Source organism: Clostridium isatidis, assembly GCF_002285495.1.
GTDB classification, from domain to species: Bacteria; Bacillota; Clostridia; order Clostridiales; family Clostridiaceae; genus Clostridium; species Clostridium isatidis.
The window spans coordinates 1,274,189-1,301,063 of record NZ_CP016786.1 but is presented as its reverse complement, the minus strand read 5'-3'; the positions used below and the strand labels follow the sequence as shown (position 1 = coordinate 1,301,063).

28 protein-coding genes are annotated in these 26,875 nt (G+C 25.9%); 22 read left to right on the top strand and 6 right to left on the bottom strand.

The window, feature by feature from the left end:
• The first annotated feature begins 155 nt into the window (after positions 1–155).
• Both BEN51_RS06195 and thiI read left to right on the top strand, forming a co-directional pair.
• Positions 156–1,301 carry a cysteine desulfurase family protein gene (locus tag BEN51_RS06195; RefSeq protein ID WP_119865212.1) on the top strand — a complete coding sequence of 382 codons (1,146 nt, stop codon included), beginning with the start codon at positions 156–158 and terminating at the stop codon, positions 1,299–1,301.
• The gene (gene thiI / locus BEN51_RS06190; protein WP_119865211.1) at positions 1,298–2,452 is read left to right on the top strand and encodes a tRNA uracil 4-sulfurtransferase ThiI; all 1,155 of its coding nucleotides are present in this window, start codon (positions 1,298–1,300) and stop codon (positions 2,450–2,452) included. Before BEN51_RS06195 ends, thiI begins: the two co-directional genes overlap by 4 nt.
• 209 nt (positions 2,453–2,661) lie before the next feature.
• Here the strand turns inward: thiI and BEN51_RS06185 are convergent, their stop codons facing one another.
• Both BEN51_RS06185 and BEN51_RS06180 read right to left on the bottom strand, forming a co-directional pair.
• On the bottom strand, positions 2,662–3,078 hold the full coding sequence (locus BEN51_RS06185) for a hypothetical protein (RefSeq protein WP_119865210.1): 417 nt from the start codon (positions 3,076–3,078) through the stop codon (positions 2,662–2,664).
• A gap of 131 nt (positions 3,079–3,209) precedes the next feature.
• Positions 3,210–4,001, bottom strand: coding sequence for a hypothetical protein (locus tag BEN51_RS06180; protein ID WP_119865209.1), 792 nt, complete (start codon positions 3,999–4,001; stop codon positions 3,210–3,212).
• Positions 4,002–4,207: 206 nt separating this feature from the next.
• Here BEN51_RS06180 and BEN51_RS06175 point away from each other — a divergent pair, with 206 nt between their 5' ends.
• From BEN51_RS06175 to deoC, 3 genes are all read left to right on the top strand, one after another.
• Complete coding sequence (locus BEN51_RS06175) at positions 4,208–5,158, top strand: DUF4003 family protein (protein ID WP_119865208.1); 951 nt, start codon at positions 4,208–4,210, stop codon at positions 5,156–5,158.
• Positions 5,159–5,169: 11 nt separating this feature from the next.
• Positions 5,170–6,216 (top strand): DNA polymerase IV, encoded by a 1,047-nt coding sequence (locus tag BEN51_RS06170; protein WP_119865207.1) that lies wholly within the window; start codon positions 5,170–5,172, stop codon positions 6,214–6,216.
• A gap of 87 nt (positions 6,217–6,303) precedes the next feature.
• A complete protein-coding gene (deoC, locus tag BEN51_RS06165) occupies positions 6,304–6,978 on the top strand; it encodes a deoxyribose-phosphate aldolase (RefSeq protein WP_119865206.1) in 675 nt (224 codons plus the stop codon).
• Positions 6,979–7,032: 54 nt separating this feature from the next.
• Here the strand turns inward: deoC and BEN51_RS06160 are convergent, their stop codons facing one another.
• Complete coding sequence (locus tag BEN51_RS06160; RefSeq protein ID WP_119865205.1) at positions 7,033–7,470, bottom strand: DUF975 family protein; 438 nt, start codon at positions 7,468–7,470, stop codon at positions 7,033–7,035.
• 657 nt (positions 7,471–8,127) lie between these two features.
• On the opposite strand from BEN51_RS06160, the gene BEN51_RS06155 reads away from it, so the two are divergent.
• The 9 genes from BEN51_RS06155 to BEN51_RS06115 all read left to right on the top strand — a co-directional run bounded on the left by BEN51_RS06155 (position 8,128) and on the right by BEN51_RS06115 (position 16,005).
• Positions 8,128–9,069: a GTP-binding protein gene (locus BEN51_RS06155; RefSeq protein ID WP_119865204.1), complete on the top strand. Its 942-nt coding sequence runs from the start codon at positions 8,128–8,130 to the stop codon at positions 9,067–9,069.
• Between the two features lie 8 nt (positions 9,070–9,077).
• The gene (locus BEN51_RS06150; protein ID WP_164704090.1) at positions 9,078–9,701 is read left to right on the top strand and encodes a GTP-binding protein; all 624 of its coding nucleotides are present in this window, start codon (positions 9,078–9,080) and stop codon (positions 9,699–9,701) included.
• Positions 9,691–10,596, top strand: coding sequence for a permease (locus BEN51_RS06145; protein ID WP_119865202.1), 906 nt, complete (start codon positions 9,691–9,693; stop codon positions 10,594–10,596). Before BEN51_RS06150 ends, BEN51_RS06145 begins: the two co-directional genes overlap by 11 nt.
• A gap of 9 nt (positions 10,597–10,605) precedes the next feature.
• On the top strand, positions 10,606–10,881 hold the full coding sequence (locus tag BEN51_RS06140; RefSeq protein ID WP_119865201.1) for a hypothetical protein: 276 nt from the start codon (positions 10,606–10,608) through the stop codon (positions 10,879–10,881).
• Positions 10,882–10,935: 54 nt separating this feature from the next.
• Positions 10,936–11,364: a DUF3783 domain-containing protein gene (locus BEN51_RS06135; protein WP_119865200.1), complete on the top strand. Its 429-nt coding sequence runs from the start codon at positions 10,936–10,938 to the stop codon at positions 11,362–11,364.
• A 210-nt stretch (positions 11,365–11,574) separates the two neighbouring features.
• Complete coding sequence (locus BEN51_RS06130; protein WP_119865199.1) at positions 11,575–12,750, top strand: AlbA family DNA-binding domain-containing protein; 1,176 nt, start codon at positions 11,575–11,577, stop codon at positions 12,748–12,750.
• Positions 12,751–12,838: 88 nt separating this feature from the next.
• Positions 12,839–13,411, top strand: coding sequence for a hypothetical protein (locus BEN51_RS06125; RefSeq protein WP_119865198.1), 573 nt, complete (start codon positions 12,839–12,841; stop codon positions 13,409–13,411).
• A 101-nt stretch (positions 13,412–13,512) separates the two neighbouring features.
• Positions 13,513–14,196, top strand: coding sequence for a helix-turn-helix domain-containing protein (locus BEN51_RS06120; RefSeq protein WP_119865197.1), 684 nt, complete (start codon positions 13,513–13,515; stop codon positions 14,194–14,196).
• Between the two features lie 33 nt (positions 14,197–14,229).
• Positions 14,230–16,005 carry a M3 family oligoendopeptidase gene (locus BEN51_RS06115; RefSeq protein ID WP_119865196.1) on the top strand — a complete coding sequence of 592 codons (1,776 nt, stop codon included), beginning with the start codon at positions 14,230–14,232 and terminating at the stop codon, positions 16,003–16,005.
• A gap of 125 nt (positions 16,006–16,130) precedes the next feature.
• Here the strand turns inward: BEN51_RS06115 and BEN51_RS06110 are convergent, their stop codons facing one another.
• A complete protein-coding gene (locus BEN51_RS06110; RefSeq protein ID WP_119865195.1) occupies positions 16,131–17,273 on the bottom strand; it encodes a metallophosphoesterase in 1,143 nt (380 codons plus the stop codon).
• A gap of 129 nt (positions 17,274–17,402) precedes the next feature.
• On the opposite strand from BEN51_RS06110, the gene BEN51_RS06105 reads away from it, so the two are divergent.
• The 5 genes from BEN51_RS06105 (at position 17,403) to BEN51_RS06085 (ending at position 22,946) form a co-directional block, all read left to right on the top strand.
• Entirely contained in the window at positions 17,403–20,015 is a 2,613-nt protein-coding gene (locus tag BEN51_RS06105; protein ID WP_119865194.1) for a 3'-5' exonuclease, read from the top strand.
• A gap of 69 nt (positions 20,016–20,084) precedes the next feature.
• Positions 20,085–20,507 (top strand): UDP-N-acetylglucosamine pyrophosphorylase, encoded by a 423-nt coding sequence (locus BEN51_RS06100; RefSeq protein WP_119865193.1) that lies wholly within the window; start codon positions 20,085–20,087, stop codon positions 20,505–20,507.
• Between the two features lie 107 nt (positions 20,508–20,614).
• Positions 20,615–21,379 carry a threonine/serine exporter family protein gene (locus tag BEN51_RS06095; RefSeq protein ID WP_119865192.1) on the top strand — a complete coding sequence of 255 codons (765 nt, stop codon included), beginning with the start codon at positions 20,615–20,617 and terminating at the stop codon, positions 21,377–21,379.
• A gap of 1 nt (position 21,380) precedes the next feature.
• Positions 21,381–21,818, top strand: a complete 438-nt coding sequence (locus BEN51_RS06090) for a threonine/serine exporter family protein (protein WP_119865191.1) — start codon at positions 21,381–21,383, stop codon at positions 21,816–21,818.
• A 225-nt stretch (positions 21,819–22,043) separates the two neighbouring features.
• Positions 22,044–22,946, top strand: coding sequence for an aldo/keto reductase (locus BEN51_RS06085; protein ID WP_119865190.1), 903 nt, complete (start codon positions 22,044–22,046; stop codon positions 22,944–22,946).
• 172 nt (positions 22,947–23,118) lie between these two features.
• Here the strand turns inward: BEN51_RS06085 and BEN51_RS06080 are convergent, their stop codons facing one another.
• Complete coding sequence (locus BEN51_RS06080) at positions 23,119–23,547, bottom strand: zinc ribbon domain-containing protein (RefSeq protein ID WP_119865189.1); 429 nt, start codon at positions 23,545–23,547, stop codon at positions 23,119–23,121.
• 174 nt (positions 23,548–23,721) lie between these two features.
• On the opposite strand from BEN51_RS06080, the gene BEN51_RS06075 reads away from it, so the two are divergent.
• Positions 23,722–24,135, top strand: a complete 414-nt coding sequence (locus BEN51_RS06075; protein WP_119865188.1) for a hypothetical protein — start codon at positions 23,722–23,724, stop codon at positions 24,133–24,135.
• 193 nt (positions 24,136–24,328) lie between these two features.
• Here the strand turns inward: BEN51_RS06075 and BEN51_RS06070 are convergent, their stop codons facing one another.
• Positions 24,329–24,871, bottom strand: a complete 543-nt coding sequence (locus BEN51_RS06070) for a J domain-containing protein (protein ID WP_119865187.1) — start codon at positions 24,869–24,871, stop codon at positions 24,329–24,331.
• A 138-nt stretch (positions 24,872–25,009) separates the two neighbouring features.
• On the opposite strand from BEN51_RS06070, the gene BEN51_RS06065 reads away from it, so the two are divergent.
• Positions 25,010–25,885 carry a radical SAM/SPASM domain-containing protein gene (locus tag BEN51_RS06065; RefSeq protein ID WP_119865186.1) on the top strand — a complete coding sequence of 292 codons (876 nt, stop codon included), beginning with the start codon at positions 25,010–25,012 and terminating at the stop codon, positions 25,883–25,885.
• A 10-nt stretch (positions 25,886–25,895) separates the two neighbouring features.
• Complete coding sequence (locus tag BEN51_RS06060) at positions 25,896–26,867, top strand: aromatic acid exporter family protein (RefSeq protein ID WP_119865185.1); 972 nt, start codon at positions 25,896–25,898, stop codon at positions 26,865–26,867.
• Positions 26,868–26,875 lie beyond the last annotated feature (8 nt).

Genomic DNA, 26,875 nt, shown 5'->3' with positions numbered 1-26,875 from the left:
CAAATCAGTCCTTTTCTTTTATTTTCTTGTAAATTAAATAAAAGTTTGTTATATTTTATATAGCAAAAATTAAAGTAAAAGTGCGCAATTCACAGTTTACATAACTGTGCATTGTGAATTGTGAACTGCCAACTGATATACAGGGGTGATAAAATTTGGATATATATTTAGATAATAGTGCTACAACAAAACCATATAAAGAGGTTATAGAAGAAATTGCAATGGGAATGGAAGAATATTATGGCAACCCATCTTCTCTTCATAAAATTGGTTTAATGGCAGAAAAAAAAATAAATGAAGCAAGAGAATTTTTAGCTAGAACAATAAATTCTTCAAAAGAGGAAATATATTTTACCTCTGGTGGAAGTGAATCAAATAATTTAATTATTAAAGGGCTTTTAAAATCTGGACATCATGTTATTACAACAGCTTTTGAGCATCATTCTGTTCTTATGACTTATAATGAATTAGAAAGGGAAGGCGTTAAAGTTACATATTTGCAGGTTGATAAAAATGGGCAAATATCTTTGGAAGAATTAAAAAAAGCGATTTCTAAAGATACAGTTTTAGTATCAATTATGCATGTAAATAATGAAATGGGAGCTATTCAAGATTTAGAAGCTATTGGCAAAATAATAAAGGAAAATAGTTCTAGGGCAAAATTTCATGTGGATGCAGTACAGTCTTATGGAAAGTTAGCTATAGATGTAAAAAAGATGAATATTGATTTATTGACAGCCTCTAGTCATAAAATACATGGTCCAAAGGGAATAGGCTTTTCATATATAAAAAAGGGTATAATTCCTAAATCCTTAATAAGTGGTGGAAGTCAAGAGGGAGGCTTTAGAGGAGGAACTCAAAATGTACCTGGAATTATCGGATTTAAAAAAGCTGCTGAAATTACCTTTAGTAGCAGGGAAGAAAATTATAAATATGTAGCAGCATTAAAGAAATATATGATTGAAAGATTAGAAGAAATAGATAATATTAGAATAAATAGTTCTATGGGAGAAAACTTTTCACCTTATATATTAAATGTTTCTTTTATTGGCGTTAGAGCAGAAGTATTACTTCATTTATTAGAAGATAATAATATATTTGTAGCTACAGGATCTGCATGTACTTCAAAAACAAGTGCAGTTAAAGGAAGTTATGTAATAAAATCTTTAGGATTGACTAAAGATGAAGTAGAAAGTGCAATTAGATTTTCCTTTTCTAAATTTAATACAAAAGATGAAATTGACAAGGTAATAGAAATTTTAAAAAGTTCATTAAAGTTTTTAAGGAGAGTTAAAAAATGAATAAATTAATATTAGTAAAATATGCACCAGAAATTTTTCTAAAGGGTTTAAACAGAAATAAATTTGAAAGAAAATTAAGAGACAATATTAAAAAGAAATTAAAAGATATTGACTTTGAAATGGTTGAAGACCAAGGAAGACAATTTATAAAAACAGAGAATATAGAAGAAGCAGCAGATAGAATTAGAAAGGTTTTTGGAATTTCTGAAGTTTGCATAGTTTCACAAGTGGAAAGCAATATGGCTGCTATTAAAGAAGAGGCTTTGAAAAAGGTAAGGGAAGCAGCACCTAAGAATTTTAAAGTTGAAACTAATAGAGCCAATAAGGCCTTTCCTAAGAATTCTATAGAAGCTTCAAAAGAAATTGGTGGTTTTATTGTTTATCATATGAATGGATTAGAAGTTAAAGTAAAAAATCCTGATTTAGTAGTAAATGTTGAAATTAGAGATAAGGCTTATATATTTACAACAAAAGATAAAATAAAGGGTGTAGGAGGCTTACCATATGGAATTAATGGAAGCACAATGCTTATGTTATCAGGCGGAATAGATTCTCCTGTTGCTGGTTATTTAATGGCTAAAAGGGGAGTGGAACTTCACTGTGTATACTATCATAGTCATCCTTATACATCTGAAAGAGCAAAGGATAAGGTAAAGGAATTGGCAAGAATACTTTCAGGTTATACTGAAAAAGTAAATCTTCATATAGTTCCATTTACAGAAATACAAATGGCAATTATTGAAAAATGTAGAGAAGATGAATTAACAATCCTTATGAGAAGATTTATGATGAGAGTAGCTTGTGCCTTATCAGAAAAATACGGGATTCAATCAGTTTCAACTGGTGAAAGCATAGGTCAAGTTGCAAGTCAAACCATGGAAGGATTAATTGTAAGTACAGATTGTGCTGATAGACCTGTATTTAGACCTTTAATTGCAATGGATAAAACTGATATTATGGATATAGCTAGAGAAATAGGAACTTACGACACATCAATACTTCCATATGAAGACTGCTGTACAATATTTGTACCAAAACATCCCAAAACAAAACCTAGACTGGATCAAATGAGAAAGTCAGAAGCTGTATTAGATATTGAAGAACTTGTTAATAAGGCGATAGAAGAAACTGAATTAGTAACCTTTGAATAAAGATACATAGCTTTAGTTAAAGTTTTCAGTTGTGGAAATTTTTCAGCTTAATTAAAAAGTAATAAAAATTTTTGGAAATTAAAAAGCTGTTACAAAATGCTGATTTTGTAACAGCTTAATTTTAAAGTTTTTATAAAATATAAGTTTTCAGCTTACTGAAAATCATCCCTAACTGAAAAGTGATAACTGAAAACAAATAACTGTATAAGCTATCTTACTCTAAACTTTGTAGCTTGTTGTCTAGCTTTTTTAAGTTGTGAGTGATCAAAAGGATGTAGGTCTTTCTTAGTGGTTAAGTTAGCAATATTTGAAATTGTAATAACTTCCGAATCTTCTTTTCCTTTAATGCCTGTGATTCCCATAATAATTACTTTGTGACCTTGTTTAACGTCAATAAAAGTTGGTTTTTTAAACCATTTTCTAGCTTTGTATTGAGTTTTAACTACACCCTTACCTACTTCAGGCTTAATTATTAGGTAAGCAGTAATTGTTCTAAAAATTCCTAGTATGCTTTTTTCTTCAATTTTTACAGATAAAACAGTACCGGCTGTACTAGTCATTCTATCTTTATATTTTTCTAGATAGGCTTCTTGAAAGTAGCCAGTCATTTTTTCTTTAAATCCCATAATTAAAACTCCTTTATATAAGAAATATTGTAAAAAATCAAAACGTTATAATTACAAGAGTATTATAACATAATTACAAAATTAATAAAACATAATAATTAAATTATGACAGTTTTTAATGAAGATTTAGCTTATTTTATATTAATAAAGTATCTATTAGGTTCAATATTATATTCAGTAAGCATTTCTATAACTGTATCTCGATAATCGTTTTCTTTTGATTTTTTAGAATTTATAACTGGAAATTTAATATTTATATTAGTATAGTTTTTAGATTTTTTATAATTTTTAATTAATGTATCAGCAGTTTTTATCACTAAATCATTCCAATCATCAACTTTTGTTTCATTATTATCAATTTTAAAGCTAAGGGGATCTTTATCTGTAAAATCATTGCATATATTAAGTTCTGTTTTCCTAATATTTAAATTAGAACTAATGTCTATATTATCTTCTTCATTAATGGGATTTTCTTTAATAATGTTTTTTTCCTTTTTGCTAGTTAAATTTTTCATCCATTCTATATAATCATTAATATTATTGCTAATTTCAAAAAGTTTCATAGATGTTTCCCTGTATTTTGTACTTAACTCAAAATTTCTTTCTTTTTTTATTATTGAACTAGAAGCATCTTCAATATAGTCAATTGATTTTTCTATTGAAATTTTTAAACTGACAAGAGCATTAATAATATTATCGTAAGGTTCAGGAAAGTTATTGGCAACAGTAGTAATAACATCTTTATCTAAAATAGGGTAAGGACTATATTTATTATGAAAATTATCTTCGTGAAAATCGATTTTTTTTGAGAAATTATTATCATAAGAATCAGCATTAGTAGAAGTAGTAGATTCTTTATTAATTTTTAAATCATTATTAAAAGTATTAAAACTTTTTAATAATGAAAATTTTTTAGTTACCATGGGTATCCTCCTATATTTATTAATCAATATAATTATATTAATGTAAATTAAATATAATAACTTAATTATTAAGAAAATTACAATATTTCATGATTGGAGAACTTTTAAATAAATGGTTATAAAATTGTTATAAAACTGTAACATATTTTATAGTATAATAGTAATGTGTAGATTAATTTTTTAAAAAGTGAGGGAATTGTAGGGCTATGGAGAAATTTCTCGAGGACAGAATTTATTTGACTATTAATAATTATAGAAGCTCAAAGGTTGAACTCAGAAATGATGGTGATTTAATCAATCATTTTGCCTCTTTAATTTATGCTCATTATAAAAGGAAAATTCCTGTTGAAAAAATAAAGGAAATAAGAAAATATATAAAATCAACATCTTCTAGGATGTCTTCCTTTAGAGGTGAAATATTATATATATTATCAATATTATTAGCATGTGATGATGATTTTGATTATAAATTCATAGAAGATATTTATAATACTATGGATTTACTAAAAGGTGAAGATTTTAATGAGTGTGATTATTTGACTTTAACAGCTTTTGTAATAGCAAAGTATGGAAAGAATAAAGATAAAAAAGTAATTATTTCAAAAATGAAAGAAGTATACCTACTATTGAAAGAAAAATATTATAATATAACTGGTGAAGATGATTATCTAGTTTGTGCTCTTTGGGCATTAAATGAAATAGACGTAGAAACAATAAAGGAATTTATTGATACTATTTATGATAATATGAGTGAAATTAATATAAAGTCTAAAAATAGTATTCAAGGTTTAACGAATGCTATAATTTTAAATGGATCTTCAGGGCATATGTATAGAACCATAGAATTTATGATGCAATTAGAAAAAAGCGGTTTAAAATTTGCTGATCAATTTTTACCTTTAATAGGCTTACTAACAAATAGAGAAGCAAGAAAAACTCTAAATCTTATTGAAGAAGTTACTGAAAAACTTATTGAGGAAGAAAGTGAATATGAATATTATATGGATAAAGGCTTTAGAACAGTAATATCCTTGTGTATAATATTTTTTGCTAATAACTTTGAAGAAAGAAAATATATAGATGAATTATTAGCTTTGGGCGTTTATTGTTTTATAAAATCTAAAAATAAGGGGATGTTCGCTGAAGCCTTGGCTTAAAGGTGGGGCTTATGGAAAGAATAATATTACATGTAGATATGGATGCTTTCTTTGCATCTGTTGAACAGTTAGATAATAGGAATTTAAGGGGTAAACCCGTTATAGTCGGAGGTACTAGTTCCAGGGGAGTTGTAGCAACTTGTTCCTATGAAGCAAGAAAATATGGCGTTCATTCAGCAATGCCGATGTTCATGGCACAAAAACTATGTCCTCACGGGATATATGTACCTGCTAGATTTTCAAGATATAGAGAAATATCTAATAAAGTATTTGATATATTAAGAGATGTTACAAATATTATTGAACCTGTATCGATTGATGAAGCTTATTTAGACATTACTAATAGCAGATTTAATAATGGATTAGTGGCAGCTAAACACATTAAGAGCAGGGTATTAAAAGAAATTGGTTTAACAATTTCAGTAGGAATATCTTATAATAAATTTCTAGCAAAGTTAGCTTCAGACTGGAATAAACCTAATGGTATTATGGTTATTGATAAAGAAATGATACCAGATATACTTCTGCCGTTGAAAATATCAAAAATTCATGGTATTGGAAAAAAATCTGTTGAAAGATTAAATAATATAGGTATATTTTATGTAAAGGATTTATATGAAATGCCTATTGATTTATATACTGAATACTTTGGAAAATATGGTGTAGAAATTTATGATAGAATAAGAGGTATAGATAGTAGGGAAGTTAAAGAAAATAGAGATAGAAAGTCCTATGGAAAGGAAAGAACATTAAGTTCAGATACTCAAAGTAAGGAAGAACTTTTACAATATATTGACAACTTCTCAAAGGAAATAAGTGAAAATTTAAAAAGAAAAAATATAAAGGGAAGAACCATTACTTTAAAATACAAGACTTATAATTTCATCAATCATACAAGAAGCAGAACATTAACTTATTATACAAACAGCTATAAGGACATATATAATACTTGCAAGGAAATATTAGAGGAAGAAAATATAAATGTAGGTATTAGGCTTATTGGAGTAACCATATCTTCTTTTAAAGAAGATAAAATAGAGCAGCTTAGTTTATTTTAATTATTATATGTAAATTATCTTTCAATAATATTATTATTGAATTATAATAAAACTCTAAGAATAATTAAAGGTTTAGGAGGAAATAAAATGGATAATAAACAATTAGCTAAGATGATAGACCATACATTATTAAAGGCTGATGCAACTACTGAGGCAATAGAAAAGCTTTGCAAGGAAGCTTTAGAATACAATTTTGCATCAGTATGCGTTAATCCAGCAAATGTATCAAAAGCCTCATCAATACTAAAGGGTAGTGATGTAAAAGTTTGTACAGTAATTGGTTTTCCTTTAGGAGCAACAACACCTGAGGTTAAGGCCTTTGAAACAGAAGATGCAATTAGAAATGGTGCCCAAGAAGTTGATATGGTAATCAATATTGGTAAGTTAAAGGATAAAGATTTTGACTTTGTAAAGAAAGACATTGAAGCAGTTGTTAATGCTGCAAAAGGAAAGGCTTTAACAAAGGTTATAATAGAAACTTGTTTATTAACTGATGAGGAAAAAGCAACCGCTTGCAAATTAGCTAAAGAAGCAGGGGCTGACTTTGTAAAAACTTCAACAGGATTTAGTACTGGTGGAGCAACAAAGGAAGATATTAAACTAATGAGAGAGACAGTTGGTCCTGAATTAGGTGTTAAAGCTTCTGGTGGAGTAAGAACAAGGGAAGATGCCTTAGTTATGATAGAAAATGGAGCAACAAGAATAGGGGCTTCTTCAGGAATTGCAATTTGTGAAGGAACAAAATCAAATAGTGATTATTAATTTAAATAATTCCAAAAAAGGCTTGTGTAAAATCTACACAGCCTTCTTCATTTTCTAATAATAACTATCTTTTAAAGCTAAATAAAAATGTGTTTCTGTCAATTTTTTATAAGGGGCTATAAATAATCCAGCTATTCCAAAGGTTAATAATGAAAGTATGTCCCATCCAATAAAACTTAGATCAAGAATAAAAAAATCAAATTTATTACTTTCCATCATTTTTTTACTTTCTTTTAAACACTTTGTTTCTATATTAGACTTAGAATAATTCAACAAAAATTTACATAGACCTGTATTTAATAAGCCGCCTAAAAGTAGATCTAAAGATACTAGTTTTAATAAAATTTTATCAGTCAATGATCTATCGAAGAAAATACTTTTAAAGTAATCATTAGAAGAGAAAAATATACTTATTTTATTGCCTATTTCAATGAAATGAGATGTATTAGTTATTATAGAAAACACTAGCACTGTTAATACAGCTAAAAGCATTCCACCTTTTAAATTTTCTTTTGCTCTACTTTTAAGTTCTTTTCTTGTTATAAATATAACCCCACAAAGTTATATTCCAATTATACAATATAATTCAATAAAATTCCATATTACTTGTAAATAATGGCGAAATATTCCTTAATAATGAATTTAGTGAATATTTTATACAACATTAAAAATTATATAAAGTAAATAATATTAATGAAATTATTTTAGGAGGTGTAACATTGCCTAGTAAAAACAAACCTTATCCTAAAAAGCCTAAATCTCATGTGAAAAAGCATAGAAATGCAACTAAACCAAATGAAAATCAAAAAGATGAAGAGGATTAAAATGAATTTAATGGAGGTGCTATAAATAATGGCTAAAGAAAGAAATCAAGATAAATTTAACACAAAAGGAAAAAAGGGAAAAAAGGCAGAAAAAACAGCAACTGATAATCAATGGGGAAAATAATCAATTTTAGTTGGGAGTATTCATAATTTTATATGGGTACTCCAATTTTTTATTTGGGAAACATTAATTTTTAATAAATTTCCTCTTATTTAGAATTTAGCTGATTTGAACTTAAGCAAATTGTTAATTGCTTAGTAATATATTTTAATTAATATTCATAGAATCTTTAGAAGAAAGTATTAAGTTTTATAAGGGGTAGTTATGAAGGTAAAAGCAGATATATACTCGGGTTTTCTTGGAGCAGGTAAAACTTTTTTAATGAAAAAATTAATAAATGAAGGTGTGTATGAAAATAATATTGTAATAATAGAGAATGAATTTGGTGAAGTTAGTATTGATGGAGAAATTTTAAAGGAAGCTAATATAGAAGTTAAAGAAATAAATTCAGGCTGCATTTGTTGCGAGGTTACAGGGGATTTTAAAGAAGGAATATTAGAGGTAATTAATAAATATAATCCAAGTAGAATTCTTATTGAGCCATCGGGAGTAGCTAAGCTGACTGATATTTTAAAAATATTCAAAGATCAAAGAATTTCAGAAGAGATAAAGGTAGAAAATGTAATTACTGTTATTGACCCTGAAAAATTTAATATTTATATAGAAAACTTTAAAGCTTTTTATGAGGATCAAATTAGGAATGCTAAAAAAATAGTTTTAAGTAGAACACAAAAAATCGATCAGAGAGAGCTTAATGAAGTAATTGAAAAAATTAAAAAGATAAATAGTAGAGCTGTAATTTTATCAGAGCCATGGAATAATTTAAAGGGAGAGGAGCTTTTAGAGAATAATCCGATAAAGAAGTTTATCATAAAAGAAAGTAAATTTTCTAAAGGAGTATTTAATATTCATAATCCTAGTGATAAAAAAGCAAATGAAGTATTTGAAACAGTAGCCATTTACCCTAAATCAGAATTATCTAAAAATGAGCTTATTTCTAAGTTTAATTTTATTTCTAAATCAAAGGGCTATGGTGATATCTTAAGAGCAAAGGGAATAGTAAAATTAATTGATGGTACAAGCGGTCAATTTGATTTTGTAAAAGATGAATTTGTAATAAGAGAAATAACTGGAAATGATAAAAATGTAATTTCTATTATTGGCCTAAAACTTAATAAAGAAGAACTTGGAAAGCTTTTTAAATGAGGATAATAATGAAGTGTAAATTAGAAATTGTAACGGGATTTTTAGGTTCAGGTAAAACTACTTTTATAAATTCATATATAAAAACTGATATATGTAGAAATGAAAGATTATTAATTATTTTATTAGAAATGGGGAATAAAAAGGTAGATAGCAGTGTTAAATCAATTTATCTTAAGGAAATAGATGAATTAAAAGACATAATAATAAAAAATAATAAAAATAATGTTTATAATAGAATTATTATTGAAGTGAATGGAACAATGCCTTTAATTAAGATTGGTAATTTGTTAAGAGATAAAAATATTAAAAAGAAAATTAATTTCTATGGAAATTATTTCCTGGGGAATTGTGAAAATTTAGATGTATATATAAGAAATATGGGTGAGCTAATTATACCATTTCTTCAAAGCAGCAAATTAATATTACTTAATAATATTAATAAAATAGATAAAGAAAGAAAAAAAACATTAATTAAAACAGTTGAGAATATAAATTTAACCGCACCTATTTTACTTATAGATAGCATTGAAAGATTAGATGAAGATTTACAACTTAATAAATATTTTAAACATGCTTTTATAGATAAGTTGTTTAATAAATATATAAAAAAGGGGGTAAGCAATGCTAATTAATTTGGATAAAATAATTATAACTTTTATAAATATGATTTTAGAAGGCTTACCCTTTCTTTTAATAGGTTCAATAGTTTCAGCTGCAATTCAATTATTTGTTACTGAAGAAATGATAGAAAAAGTATTACCCCAAAATAATATTATTTCTTTATTAATAGCCTCTACAATAGGGATACTTATGCCTATATGTGAATGTGCTATTATTCCTGTCACTAAAAGTCTTATAAGAAAGAACGTTCCAATTAAAATAGCAATAACTTTTATGCTATCTGTTCCTATACTAAATCCTATTGTAATAATGTCAACCTATTATGCCTTCAATGATATGAAAATTGTATTAATAAGATTTATAGGAGGAATAATACTATCAATTATAATCGGGGTTCTAGTAGACCTTTTAGTAAGTAAAAATAAGGATATTGTAAATAGAAAGACAGAATATAGTGATTTATGCGAATGTGGATGCTTAACAATTGATTATTTTACAAGAAAATCAAAGATTAGGATATGCTTAGAGCATTCTATTAGAGAGTTTTTAAACATATTAAAATATTATATTTATGCTTCATTTTTATCTAGTATTTTTATTTGTTTAATTGATGAAAATATGCTTATTAAAATAGGAAAAGGGAAGTTTATCTCTATAATAATAATGATGTTAATGGCATTTTTATTTTCCCTTTGTTCAGAAGCAGATGCCTTTGTTGCAAAGGAATTTTTGAAACATTTTAATATTCCTGCAATTTCAGCTTTCTTAATATTAGGACCAATGATGGATTTAAAAAATGCTGTTATTATAAGTTCATATTTTAAAAAAGAATTTACTATTAAATTAATTGGTGCTATTATTATTTGCATTTTAAGTTTTTCATTATTGCTGAGCGCAATAATGTAGGGGGAAAATATGAAAAAATTTAATGTTAATGAATTTGTTTCTCTTTTGATATTAATTCTTTTAGAAATGGAAATTGGATTAATGTTATTTATTAAAGATAACAATGCTCATATAGAATTAGAAAGTATAAGAGGATTATATATAGTTTTCTTACTTATCCCTATTTTAATTTATGTTCAGTTTCTAAAAGTTTTTACATTTAATTCAAGAAAAGATAATTCAAATAATTTTCTTCCCATAGTATTAACCTTATTTGTAATTGCAGTATTTTTAGTAGTTGCTTAATTTTTATTATTTTACTATTATATAGTTATATAATAAAAAGAAAAGGAGAAAGTTATGTCATTTGAGCAAATAGATATAAAAGATAGAGAAGTAAAGGATGGTAGAAGCTGTATAATACTTTGTAACTTTAATAATAAAGAAATAAAAACTATTGGAAATTTATCAGCTATGATTGGTATTAGAGATAAAATAATATTAAATCATAAAAATGGAAATTCTATAATAAAAGATATTTTAGAAGGAAAAATTTCTAATGATTGTGAAGATGGCTTAAAAAATAAGGCTATCATATTTAATAATATACCAGGAGCTAAAATATCAGTTTTTATTGAAAATTTAAAGAAATTTAGAGTTAATAATGTATTAAAGGCAACTGTCACAGAAACTTCGAAAGAATGGACTGTTAATACAGTACTTAAAAACCTTGTTGCAGAAAGAGTTGCTTTAAGTAAGGGAATAGATTTTGAACACGAAGAGAATTAAAAGAGTGCAAAGCAATCTTTTTAGGGTTGTTTTACAATAGTTTTGTTGTAAACAACTCTTTTTTTATATGAAATTGTTATATATGGAATAAATCTTAAAGTAGTTATAAAAATGCATGGATTTTATATGGGTTAAGTCTTGTTATGAATAACATTCTAAATGAGAATTGTAAAAGTACAAGGTACTTTTTACATAGGGGGTGGATATGAATTGGATGTAAAGAAATTAAAATCACTTCTAAAAAGATCCGAGGGTACAAAATTAGATTTTAAACTTAAGTTATCTCTTCAATATGAAAGTGGAAAGAAGGAATTAGCAAAGGACATATGTGCAATTGCAAATTCAAAAGGAGGAAGAGGATATATAATAATAGGAATTGAAGATAAAACTAGAAAAATTGTTGGATTGTCTGATAATAATTTAATAGAAGAAGAGCAAATTCAACAAATAATATCATCAAGGTGCGAACCGCCAATTCCCATACAGGTAGATACTTGTATTTTAGAAGGTAAAAAAATTTGTACCATTACTATATTTTCAGGAGAGCAAAAACCTTATCAAATTAGAGAAAATGGAGCATTCTATGTAAGACGCGGTTCTATAACAGATATTATGAGAAAGCAAGAATTGGTAGAAGCTTTTGAAGAAAATTTAGATTTTTTTAGTGAAACTTCATTAATACCTAGAAGCGATATATCTTTTTTAGATGATGAGCTTTTGAAAAGGTATTTTAATAAGAAAAATATAGATATTAATAGTGATAATAAAGAATTTTTACTTGAAAGTACTGGAATAATATATAAGGATAAAGAGGAAGGAAAGATATGTTGTACTTTAGGTGGCTTATTACTATTTTCCAAGGAGAATAGTATTTTTCTTCCCCATAATATGATAAAGATAATTAATAAGGTAAATAAAGATATAGATGAAGTAAGTATAATTCAAGGGAATATTTTAGAAATGGTAGATAAAGCAGAAGAGATAGTAAAAAAAATACTAGATGAAAAATATCCTGTTTCTGCAATTATTGAGGGAATAAAAAATGCTGTTTTGTATAGAAAGTATTCTGCGATAAATAGAATAATCGAACTTCATATTGGATTTAATTCAATTTTAATAGTTAGTCCTGGTACTTTAATTGAAGAAAATAAATCCAATAGAGTTAATAAGATAACTAAAAGAAATATGTGGCTTTATGAAAAATTAATAACTTTAGATAATAATAAAAGATTTTTAAATAATGGAGGAGGCTTTACAAGAATTAAAAAGGCCTTTACAGGTATAGGCAGGGTAAAATTTATTAATTCCTTAGAAGAGGATAGTTTTAAAATAATTTTGCCTGGTGCAAAGATAATATATAATAATAAGTTAAAAACTAAAAAATAGGAAAAATATTGTAATGTCTTTAATTAATATGCTATAATATCTAATAATAATTATTAAATAATAATTTAGAAAAATGGAGGAAGTTTATATGAATGATAGAATTGAATTGATATATGAAGATAATGATTATAGAGTAATTGTAAATGGAAATGAAGTTTTTAAGGATATAGATGCAGAGAATGCTTTTGAGAAATTTCAAACAGAAGTAAGATATAGTAGAAGTGATGAAGCTAAATCTTGGGATAAAATTGTAGCTAATCTTGAAAAATTAAATATCAAAGACTTAGAAATTAATAAGCAATTTAAAACTTTATCCTTTGGAGATGTTAAATATTTTCATAATATGGAACAAACATCTTATATAAATAATGGAACTATGGTTCCTTTAATAGGAGGATATAAATTGTTTAAATTTGCCCTTACTTTAGCATCAGAAGCTAATGTAGAAAAATTCAATGATTTCTTTGAATTTATAAAAGAATTAGCTTTAAACAAAGTTGTATATAGTACTACAGAAACGAGTTTAATTGTGGCAAGTCCAAAATTTAATTACGGATCATCTGAATATAATTTCATAAGTAACAAAATAAATAAGGGTGCGATGATAGTAGAAGGAAGCTTTGAAGAATTTAAGAAATATATTTTTTCAGTAGTTAAATAGTAATTTTTTAGATAATATAAAATAAATATATTTCAATAATAATCAGCCAAAATTGTGAAATGTGCATTGAGATTTATGAATTGTATATACGGGGTGTTACTTTGGATAACGGTTATGAAAGTTTTGAATCTGATTTCAATATATTTAATAATAAAGTGTCATTTTTAATAGAGTCTAGAAATAAAGAAGAATTAATTAATATTGTAAAGAAGAAACATGATTCTGAGATTAAAGATGATGTTGATAAGGAGCATAAAAAAGATGATTTAATTATATGGAATGCCTTATTCTCAAGAGAGGTTATAAGAAGTGGAATAAGTAAAAAGTTTTTGCACATTGTTTATAATAAATTTTACAGAGAAATTAAAAAGAGTAATAGTATGTTATCATTACAGAAAATTGAATTAGATATGATAAATGAGTATTTTGATCTTCTAATAAATGAAACTGAAATTACCGAGAATTTTGTTGTAAATAAAATATTGCAGTCTTTATATTTAAATATTGAAGGGCAGATTTCTTTAGAAAAAATTTGTGAGAAGTTAAATATCTCAGTAGGATATGCTTCATATTGTTTTAAAAAGCTAAAAGGAATTTCAATAATGCAATATTTAAGAAAAATAAAGATAGAAAGGGCAAAGACTTTATTATTAACTAGTGATAAAACTATATTAGAAATAAGTATTTTATTAGGATTTTATGATCAAAGTCATTTTACTAGAACCTTTAAAAAGATAACAGGAATGTCACCGAAAGAATATAAAAATAAGAGTTTATTGTTATAAAAGATAAGCAATGAATATTTACAGGAGGAAACAATGGGATTAGATTGGAGTTTAAAAGAAATATACGAATCCTTTAAATCAAAAGAATTTATAGATGATTTAAAGAAAATTGATAATGGAATAGAGGATCTTAAAGTTTTTTCAAATAGTATTTATGAAAGTAGTGATAGAAGAAAAAATTTAGAAGATTTTATAAATAAGTTAATAAGTTTAAATTTAGTCATTACTAAAATATTTAACTATGCAAATCTTACTTTAAGTACAGATACAAAAAATTCTGAAGGAAGAAAATATTTAGATATAATCAATAGTAAGCAAAGCGATTTGGCTGAACCTCTAACTAAAATCTATAAATGGATAGGTTCTTTAGATGATATAGATGAAATCATAAATAGCTCTCCTTTATTAAAAGAACATGTATTTTTTATAAAAGAGATAGTGGAAAAAAATAAATATATATTAAGCGAAAAGGAAGAAGCTATCATTGCAAAGATGAGAAATACAGGTTCAGAAGCATGGCTTAACTATAAAGATTTACTAATATCAACTCATAAGGTTGATATAGAGCTTGAAGGAAAGGATGAATCTTTACCTTTAACTGTAGTATTAAATATGGCTTATGATAAGGATCCAAATATTAGAAAGAAGGCTTATGAAGCAGAAATTGAATCTTATAAAAAGATAGAAGAAGGTATTGCAGCTGCCTTAAATGGAATTAAGGGTGAGGTATTAACAACATCAGAACTGAGAGGATATAAGTCTCCTTTAGATATGACTTTACAAGAATCAAGAATGGATGAAGATATTTTAAAGGCTATGCTTGAAGCTATTAAAGAAAGTCTGCCTGTTTTTAGAAAGTATTTAAGGAGAAAGGCAGAATTATTAGGACATAAAAAGGGGCTTCCATTTTATGATTTATATGCTCCAGTAATAGATAAAGAAATGAGATATACTTTTGAGGAAGGAAAGAAATTTGTTGAAAAGAATTTTAGACTATTTAGTGACGACTTAGCAGACTTTGCAGCTAAGGCTTTTGAAAATAACTGGATAGATGTAATGCCTAAGGAAGGTAAGGTTGGAGGGGCTTTTTGCGAAAGCATTAAGGATATTGAAGAAAGCAGAATACTATTAAATTATGGAGGAAGTTTTGGGGATGTAGTTACAATGGCCCATGAATTAGGCCATGGTTTTCATAGTGAATGTTTAAAAGGTGAATCTATATTAAATTGTGATTATCCTATGACCTTGGCAGAAACTGCTTCAACTTTCTGTGAAATATTGGTAAAGAAAGGAGCAGTAAAAACTGCAAGCAAGGAAGAAGTCTTTGCAATTTTAGAAGCAGAAATTTCAGATTGTACTCAGGTTATTGTAGATATTTATTCAAGATTTTTATTTGAAAGTGAAGTTTTTGATAAGAGAAGGGAAAGTTCTCTCGCAGTAGAAGAAATAAAAGATGCTATGGTAAGAGCTCAAAAAGAGGCTTATGGAGATGGATTAGATAATGATTACTTACATCCATATATGTGGACTTGGAAGCCACATTATTACTATGCAACAGCTAACTTTTATAATTTCCCTTATGCTTTTGGTAATTTATTTGCTAAAGGGCTTTATGCAGAATATCTAAAAAGAGGAGAAACTTTTGTAGAAGAATATAAAAATTTATTAAGAATTACAGGTAAAGCAAAGGTAGAAGATGTAACTAAAGTTATGAATATAGACGTTCATGATAAAAACTTTTGGAGAAATTCTTTAAAATTAATAGAAGAGGACATAGACGAGTTTATAAAACTAAGTCACCAAGTCTAAGAAAAAATTAAAATAATCAAGGAAAAATTTTTGACGATTTTCGTGGATATAAAAAATTATAAAATAAAAGCTGATGCTAAAGCTAGCTGCATCAGCTTTTATTATGTATATTATACTCCATATTGTTATTTTCCTTTTAATTTAATTACAACAATTTCGCTTTTACTTCCAAGTCTAATTGGAGGTCCCCAAGTTCCATATCCAGAGGAAACAATTACATTAAAGTTATTTTTTTGTAAATGACCATAATCAATCTCAAAGGCTCTTTTAGTTACAAAATTTAATGGTGAAATTTGCCCTTTGTGGGTGTGCCCAGAGAGCTGTAAATCAATATTTGCATTATAACTTTCCTTGATATCTTTTGGATTGTGATCAATCAAAATTAATGGCTTTGAATTATCAAGGTTTTTAGTAATATCTATTAAAGGCTTACGATTTTTTTTAGTATATAGTTTAATTGTAATATCATCTCTTCCAATAATATAAAAGGAATTATCTATAAGTATAGCATCATCTCTTAGTACTGTAACTTTATTTTCACTTAATATTTTTATTATTTTATCTATAGATTTTGTCATTAAATCATGATTACCAAGGACTGCATAGGTTCCATATTTGCTTTTTAAGTGAGAAAATTCTTCTGCCATATTTCTTTCTGTAAAGGGAGTAATATTACTATCTACAATATCTCCAGCTATTGCAATAATATCAGGATTTAATGAGTTTACGGTCTGGACCATTTTTTTTAGTCTTTTATTTCTGATAATATTACCAAGATGTATATCTGAAATCATGACTATATTAATTGGTTCTTTAATATATTTATCAATTATAATTTCATAATTTTTTATTTTAGAGAAACTAGCATTAAAAGTACCTGTTAAAGCTAAAATAGCATACAAGGTAAAAAATATTATTATTGCATATATATAAAAATTCCTATAAGTAAAAAATTCAAATTTATTTTCACCTAGGATAAATCTAATTAAAATAATAACTGGTAAGGCAGCTGTAGCATAAAGCATTAAAATTAACCAGTAAGAGCCAATTTTATAGGAAGTATTATAAAATCTTATGTTAAAATGTTTGCTTGTAAATATAGTCAAAAAGGAGAATAAAGAAAGTACTATAAAAATTGTCCAAAATACTATTGGGCTTAGTGGAAAAAAGGCATCAATCATTTTTAATAATATGAATCCAATTATAAAAACTAGTAAAGAATATGATATTACAGTACCATAAACGATTAATTTTCCATGACTCTTCATATATCTCACTCCATAAAAAATTCTTACTTTATAAATATATTATTTGCAAAAAAAGTATCTATATTGTAAGAAGATAATAGAAAGATGATAAAATTATAGTAGTTTAAAAATTTTAGAAGGAGGGTTAGTATGAATTTTAATAAAGAACAAGAATATATAATAAGTGAATTAAATCATAATATACTATTGCTGGCATCAGCAGGAACAGGAAAAACTAATACATTATCTAAAAGAATATCCAAAATAATTGAACATAATAAAGCAAAACCCTCAGAAATATTATGTATAACTTTTACAAATAAAGCTTGTAAGGAAATGAAAGAAAGAATAGAAAAGGATATTGAAAAAAATGCATCAGACATAACTATAAAAACTTTTCACGGTTTTTGTTTTGATATAATTAAAAGCTATGGAAAAGATAAAACGGATATTTTTAATGATTTTATGGTTTTTGATGAAGAAGACTGTAAAGAAATAATTAAGATGTGCAATTTTTATGATTATCCAGTAAATAAACTTCAGCAATTTATAGAACTTGTAAAAATGGAAAGCAGTAAATTAAATATTAGTATAAATGGAGAGATTGAAAATTATAAAGTTATTATTGAGAGTATTTTTAACTATAAATATGATAAAATTAATTACATTTGTAGTGATAGAAGTATAATAAATGTAAAAATGAAGGAAGATTTAAAAGCAAAGGGAGCTTATTTGCTGAAGCTTTATGATTTTTTATTAAAAGATAATCATGGTTTAGATTTTTCAGATTTAACAATAAAAGCAAGAGAAATATTTAAAGACAATAAAATAGTAGGGGATTTAAAAAATAAATTTAAATTTATAAATATTGATGAGGTCCAAGATACCAGTTTATTAGAGTATGAGATAATTGAAAAATTGTTTGATGGAAATAATATTCTGCTTTGTGGAGATATATTTCAAACTATTTATAGTTGGAGAGGTTCGGAGCCTAAAAAAATTATAGAAGAATATAAAAAGAAATATTATCCTAAGGAAATTATATTTACAAAAAACTATAGATCAACTAGGAATATAACTAATGGCTCCCTAAGTTTTTTAAAAAATGCTTATGAGGATGATTATAATAAAGTTTATAAGAAAGAGATTTTATCACAAACAAAAGAAGAGGGAGAAAAAATTAGAGTTATAAGATGTGAAAATATAAGAGATGAAGCAAGATATGTTTTTGATGAAATAAAAAGAATATCTCAAAAAGGAGATATTTCTAGTACGGCTATATTAAGCAGAGATAATAAATATAATATTCAAATAAGCAATGAACTTCGAAATATTTGTAAATATGAAAACAATAATTTTGAGTTTCTCTTAATTGATCAGTTTAAGTTCTTTAGGAGGCAGGAAATAAAAGATATAATAGCTTTCTTAAAACTAATAATAAATAGATATGATAATGTTAGCTTAAGAAGAATTTTAAAGAGGCTTCCTACAGGAATAGGAGATAGAAAACTGGAAGTGATAGAAAGTAATGAGTATAGGAAGATAGGAATATCTTTATCAGATTTTATTGATAACAGAATTATTGAATATGGCGAAAAATATGGAATGCTTATAGAGGAATTTGATAAGGGAAATATAGTAGTTTTTGACGTGGAAAGTACTGGAGTAAATGTAACTTCTGACGAAATAATTCAAATTGCTGCAATAAAAATAAATAATAAGGGTGAAGTTATTGAAAAGTTTGAAAAGTTCTTAAAAAATAATAAGTCTGTAGCAAATTCAATGAAGGTACATGGATTTAGCGATGAATTTTTAGAAAATAATGGTGAGGATAAAAGAAAAGTTTTAATAGAATTTATTGAATTCTCAAAAGATGCTATTATAGTTGGACATAATGTCCAATATGATTTAAATATTTTAAAAAGTGAGTTAAGCAGAAATGATTTACCACAAACTAAATATAAAAGCTATTATGATACTTTAGATATTTATAGAAGATTTTATCCAAATATCAAAAATCATAAATTAGAAACCTTAAGCAACATTTTTCAAACTAAAAATAAACCTAGTCATGATGCAATGGATGATATTTTGGCAACTAAAGATCTTTTAATTTATGCTATAGAGAATAAAATAAGACCCTTATCTATGGAAAGAATAGAAAAAATGAATAAATATATTAAAGATTTTAATTATATATTTACTGCATTAAATAATTTATTTGAAAAAGCAAAAGATAAGAGGCCATATGAAATAGTTGCAGATATAATTAATGATTTTAATATTAAAACTTTATATTCTGGCAGCAAGGAAGAATGGGAAAAAGGGGCTGAAAAAATTGAAAGACTAAGAGATTTTTATAGACTCCTTAAAGAAATCGATGATAAAAATAAAAGTTCTAGAGATTCTTTAATAGAAGTATTAACTATAACTAGTCTTTCAAATGGAGAAGTGGAGAATATGATAATAAAGAAAACTAATAGACCAAGGATACCTATTATAACTGTTCATCAGTCTAAGGGGTTAGAATTTGATAATGTTTTTATTGTAGGACTTAATGAATATACTTTTCCTTCTTATATGGCAGTTAAAAATAACAGTCTAGAAGAGGAAAAAAGAGCTTTTTATGTGGCAATAACAAGAGCTAAACGCAAGCTTTATCTTTTGAGCCATAAATATGGTTTAAATAATAGAAAGTTTACGGAAAGTAGTTTTATTAGTTTTATTGATGATATGTATAAGGAAAGGATTGAAAACAATTAATTTATTGTGTATATTAAATTATTATTATTTTGAGTTATAATTAAATTAAAAAGTAAAGGATGGATTATTATGAAGTATGATTTAAATATTTATAAATTAGGGGAATTTTTATATAAGGTTACAGAAAGATATAAGACAGATATTCTTGTTAAAATTAAATTAACTGGTGGATTTATGACTATGACAGGAAAGGTAGAACTAATAGATAGACCCAAGGACATAAAAGTATTAAAAGGAAATAATATAATAACTTTAAAAGTTAGTTATGATAATTTAGAAGGAAGTTTAATAAAAATTACAGGGGTTAATAATAAAAATTTTAATGTAGATTTGTCATTAACAAAGTATAAACAAATAGGAGGCAGTAGCTTGGTTTTAAATAAAACTAGAGAAAATAAGAATGAATGTAAAATTAGAATTGATGAGGATATTCTTTTTACGGTAAGAGAAGCAAAATTAGAAGATTTAGAAAGAATTATTAAAGAAATATAAGTCTACAATTATTTATATTGAAAATTATAGCTAATGAATATACAATTAATACGTTAATAAATTAGTTAAATTTTCAATGATATAATAATCACAGAAAGGTCATTATTATGAATATAGATGATATACTTCATTTATCAACTTATGCAGGGAAGATAATGCTTGAAAATGGAGCGGAAGCATATAGAGTTGAAGAAACTATGAATAAAATATCAGAGGCTTTTGGTATAGAAAAGCCAGATTCTTATGCAACTCCTACAGCTATAATTTCATCAGCATCCCATAAAGGAGAAACTAAATCTGTAGTTGTAAGAATATTAAAAAGGTCTGTAAATTTAGAAAAGATACATAGGGTTAATGATTTAGCAAGGAATATAAAAACTAATAATTACACTGTTGAAGAGGTAAAGGAAAAGCTTAAAGAAATAAATAGTGAATCAAGATATTCAAATAAAATTACTATATTATTTTCAGCTATAGGGGCCTTAAGTTTTACTTTTTTATTTGGCGGTTCCTTTAAAGATGCAATAGCAGCATTTTTTATAGGACTAATAGTGAAATTTTTTGATATTGAAGCAGATAAAATAGGACTTAATTCTTTTTTTTCAACAATAATATGCTCAGCAATATCAGCTTTTCTTGCAATTTTATCTATTAAACTTAATATTGCAGTAGATATTGATAAAGTTATTATCGGATCTATAATGCTATTGGTTCCAGGTCTTGCCATAACTAATGCAATTAGAGATACAATAGCAGGTGATTTAATTTCAGGTATTGCAAGGGCTGTAGAAGCATTTTTAATAGCAGTAGGTGTTGCGGCTGGTACTGGTGTAGTTTTAAGTTTTTGGATTAATACTTTTGGGGGATTATAAAATGATTTTAGAGATAATATCAGCCTTTATAGCATCTTTTGCTTTTGGGATTATATTTAATATTAAAGGCAAAAATTTATTCTTTGCATCCTGTTGTGGCGCTTTAGGATGGTTTGTTTATAAAATATCTTTAAAATTAGGAGCTACAGATACTAGTTCTATGTTTTTAGCTTCTATAGCTTTAAGTGCATATTCTGAGATTTTTGCTAGAATTTTAAAGACACCTGTTACTACTTTTGTTGTAGCTGCATTAATACCATTGGTTCCTGGAGGCGGAATGTATTATACAATGTATGAAGCTATTACTGGAAATATCATTACTTCATTGGAAATAGGGATTAAAACTTTAGCCTCAGCAGGAGTTTTGGCAATAGGAATAATATTAGTTTCAACAATTACAAAGGCAATAGTAAAGTATAAAAAATACTATAGGGTATAATTACTATTTTTAAAGCAAAAATTAAAATTATGTATAAAATTTATATTAATGTTTAAAATATGATTGTAGTCAGAAGTTAATTTTATTATTTGACTATGGCTATGGGGCGTTGCAGGACATAATGTAACGCCTTTTGACTTTTTAATATGTAAAAGTTTAAATAAAGATGTTATAATAAAAAAAGACAGTATAAATAATATGAAAGTATAAGGAAAAGGTGTTTATATGGAAAGAATTAAATTAAGTGAAGACTTATCAATTTCTAGAATTGTTCATGGTTATTGGAGACTATTAGATTGGAATATGTCTAATGAAGATGTTTTAAAATTGTTAGAAGCTACCTATGATTTAGGTATTACAACTGTAGATCATGCAGATATTTATGGAAGCTATTTATGTGAAGAAAGATTTGGAAAAGTTTTATCTTTAAAAAAAGGATTAAGAGAAAAGTTAGAAATAGTAACTAAATGTGGAATAAAACTTGTTTCAGAAAATAGGCCTGAAAATAAAAGTCATTGTTATGATACAAGTAAGGAACATATAATAAAGTCAGTTGAAAGATCACTTAAAAACTTTAATACAGATTATATAGATTTGCTGCTTATTCATAGAGTTGATCCACTTCTTAATCCAGAAGAAGTTGTAGAAGCCTTTAATAAATTATATAAAGAAGGAAAGGTTAGAAATTTCGGTGTTTCAAATTTTCTTCCTCCTCAATTTAATATGTTAAATTCTTATTTAGACAGAAAACTTGTAACAAATCAAATTGAAGTATCACCATTATATTTAGACCATATTGAAAATGGAACTTTAGATTTAATGTTAGAAAAAAGAGTTCATCCAATGGCTTGGTCACCACTTGCGGGTGGCAGAATATTTAAAGGGCAAGATGAAACTTCAATAAGAGTTAGAAAAGCTTTAAATAAAGTAAAGGAAGAAGTTGGGGCAAAGGGAATTGATGAGGTAGTTTATGCATGGATTTTAATGCATCCAAGTAAAATAGCACCAATAGTTGGTTCAGGTAACTTCGATAGAATTAAGGCATCAGTAGATGGAACTAAAATTAAGCTTACAAGAGATCAATGGTTTGAAATATATGTTGCAGGAAGAGGAGTAGATGTTCCGTAGGAACAATGGATAATTAAAGAAATGATTCAGTTTTGCTGAATTATGAAAAATTAATAAAAAGAGCTGTTGGCAGAAATGGATTTAAATCCATTATTGTAACAGCCCTTTTTTGTTTGTAACTAAGGTTAAAAACGACCTAAATTGTCTACTATTAATTATCCTCTTAATTGGTTTAAGTTCTTAAATCAAATTTGTGTAAGCATCTTTTACAGGTAACTATTATATTCCCTTTTTTTCTTGGAAGTCTTAATTTTTGACTACAGTTAGGACATTTTACTATTTTAAAATGTTTCCACTGATAGAATTTGTTTTTAAATATTTTTATATAATAATCTAAACTATCATAATCAAAGGTTGGTAAATTACTCGGTATTGTTAAATTAAATTTTGATAAGGCTTTGTTTAAATAATATATAAATTTATTTAATTCCTTTTTTCTGTTATATTTATTTCTTGAAAAGATTCTTAGAAGACCATATATAAAAAATAAAGAACCTATTAAAGATAGAAAATAATTATTAAAAACATTAAAAAGGGAACTTATACAAAATAATACTAAAGTTAATAAATCTATGCCATATAAGGACCTAAGAAAATACATTTAAAACCACTTCTTTCTTTAGAATTAATATAATTTATTATAATAAAGAATAATTTCTATAACAATAACTGTCATAAATATATAATAGATTGTTTACATTTATAGAATATAATATATAATAAGAATGACTTTTATAATAGCTTATAATAAAATTTATTAATAGGAGAGATAGTTATGTATATAGCTTTTGGAAGAACGATATTAGACACTGAGGAAATAAAAAATAAAATAGAAGAAAATTCAGAATTTAAAGTAGTTAAAGATATGAGTAAAGGTACAAAAAGAGAAGATACTGCTGCTTATAATCTTGGTATAAATATTGATGTTTTAAGGGGTATTATTGAAGATGATTATTCAATAGAAGATTTATCAGAAGACGAGTTATTTGAAGAATATATTAGTTTATCTGAAGAATTAGCAACTGATTTAGAAGATCTTTTTGAAGAAGAAGCAATAATAGATATAAAGGCTTATAAATGGGATCCTTCCGATAATGATATTAAATTAGTAATAGCAGCTGTACATAGAGATGTTGGAGAAAACAAATTAAAAGATGTAATGAGAAGATTATTAACGCAGCTGGAATAAAAGTTGATAATTGACATTTTAGAAAATATAAATAATAAGTTTATTTTTGAAAAAATTTTAAAGTTATAATCAATTAAGATATAATTATAAAAAACATTGTATAGTTGTAAATCTATCTATACAATGTTTTTTCATGTAATATTTTTTATTAATCAGGCTGAATTATCTCCTTGATTGTGAATTATGAATTGAATTAACACATCCCTCCTCCCATCATATTTGAATTATTTCCACAAGGATTCAAATTGTTAATATTACCCATATTATTAATGTTTCTATTATTTTGCATTTGCTGTTGTTTATAGAAGTTAACTATATCCTTGGCTCTCAATTTTAATGTTTCTACAGTTTTTGTATATTCTTCATTTTCTGGCTCTATTTCCTTTGCAGTAATTATATGTTGGATCCCGACATCAAACCAGCCTTTTTTTAGAAAAACGAACCCCTTAAGATAATTCCACTCTGCAGATTCTTTTAAATCTAATATATTTAATTTGCTTTCAGCTAAAGCAATATTGTCATTATCGATAAGAGATCGTATTTCTCTATAGATGTTTCCATTAATTAAAGTATCATAAGCTAAATTTGCTTGTTCAATAGCGTCTTCGACTAAGTTTTGCTCTTCAATATCTTGTGGTTGAATAGAATTATATTTTTCAACTATGTTTTTATATGCTTCAATAATTTCTTCCTTAGAAGAATTCGGACTTACACCAAGTATATGATAAGGGTTCATAAATTCACATCCTTAAAATTAATATCATATTACAAATATATAATTTTACACTTTAATATGTTACAATTAAAATTCGACAAGGTATTTTATATTATTTATAAAACTTAGTATAATAAAAATAGTGGAATGGAGCAGAAAATGGCTAGATTTAAAAAAATATATATAGAAACAACAAATGTATGTAATTTAAGTTGTAATTTTTGTCCTAAAACAAATAGAAAATCAGGATTCATGACAAGAGAAGAGTTTGAAATTATAGTTAATAAAATAAAAGGTTATACTAATTATATTTACTTACATCTTATGGGAGAACCCTTTTTAAATAAGAATTTGGAAGAGTTTATTAAAATTGCAAAAAGAGAAAACCTATTTATAAATATAACTACTAATGGAACATTAATAAATTTAGTAAAGGATATTATTTTTGCTAATGGTGGGATAAGGCAGATAAATATTTCCCTTCATAGTTTTGAAGCAAACGATAATATTATAGATTTTAATAAATATTTTATAGATATATTAGATTTTATAAAGGAAGGAAATGAAAGAACCAATACGATATTTTCTTTAAGGCTTTGGAATATAGACACAGAGGAGTTAAAGGCTGATAATAGTTTAAACTCTAATATATTAGAGCTAATAGAAAATAAATTAGATTTAGATTTCAAATTAAAAGAAGCATTAAAAGAAAAAAACAAAATTAAACTTAAGGAAAGAATATATTTAAATATGGCGGAAAAATTTAGCTGGCCGAATTCAAAATTAAGTCTTATAAGTGAAGATGTTTTTTGCTATGGTTTAAGAGATCAAATTGGAATATTAGTTGATGGTACAGTAGTACCTTGCTGTTTAGATAGTGAAGGAACTATAAAACTTGGAAATATTTTTGAAGAAGATTTAGAAAGTATTATAAAATCAGATAGGGCTAAAAAAATTTATGATGGTTTTTCAAGACGAAAAGCTGTTGAAGAACTATGTAAAAGATGTGGATATGCAAAGCGTAATTTTAAATAGGGGGGGTTTAATGAAATACTTAGATAATTTAGCAGTGAAAATGTCAATATCTGCAGCAATAGCTTTTGAAATAGGAAATATGTTAAATGTACAATTTTCTGCAGTTGCAGCTGTAATTGCTATATTAAGCATTCAAGATACAAGAAAAAAATCATTCAATTTTGCAAAGAAGAGAATACTTGCTTGTACAATATCAATTTTATTATCTTTTATTGTATATAATACAATTGGGCAAAATTTTATTACTTTCGGAATATTCTTGATTATTTTTATTCCTATTACTTCAAAGCTAAATGTTTTAGAAGGAATGGTTCCTGCTTCAGTATTATCAACTCATTTACTATTGGCAGATAAAATTAACATAAGCTGGATTACTAATGAATTTTTAATCACCTTTATTGCCATAGGGGTAGCTTCTATAGCAAACTTATTTATGCCTTCCTATGAGAAGAAGTTTAATGAAGATAGGGAATATATTGAAGAAGGATATAAAAAAATATTAATGAAGATGTCTAAATCCTTAATAACCTATACGATAGATATAGACGAAGGGAAGCTAATGGAAGATATAGAAAAAAGACTACATTCTGCTTTAGAGAATTCATATAAAATTGCTAACAATAGGTTTTCAAAAGGGAGCTCGTATTATGTAGAATATATTAATATGAGAATAACTCAATTTGATATAATAAAAAAATTAAGAAGTCATTTTGAAAAATTTTATATGTCTTTTGAACAAACTCATATGATTGCAAAACTAACTAAAAAAGTTGCTGATCAATTACATGAAAGTAATGATTGTAAAGAGTTATTGGAGGATGTAGAAATATTAAAAAAAGATTTTAAAATAATGGCTTTGCCTAAAACACGAGAAGAATTTGAAAATAGAGCTCAATTATTGCAGTTTATTAATGATTTAGAAGATTTGTTAAAAGTAAAAAGAAATTTCGTTATAAATAACGAAAATAAAAATTCAAAATAATATTAGTA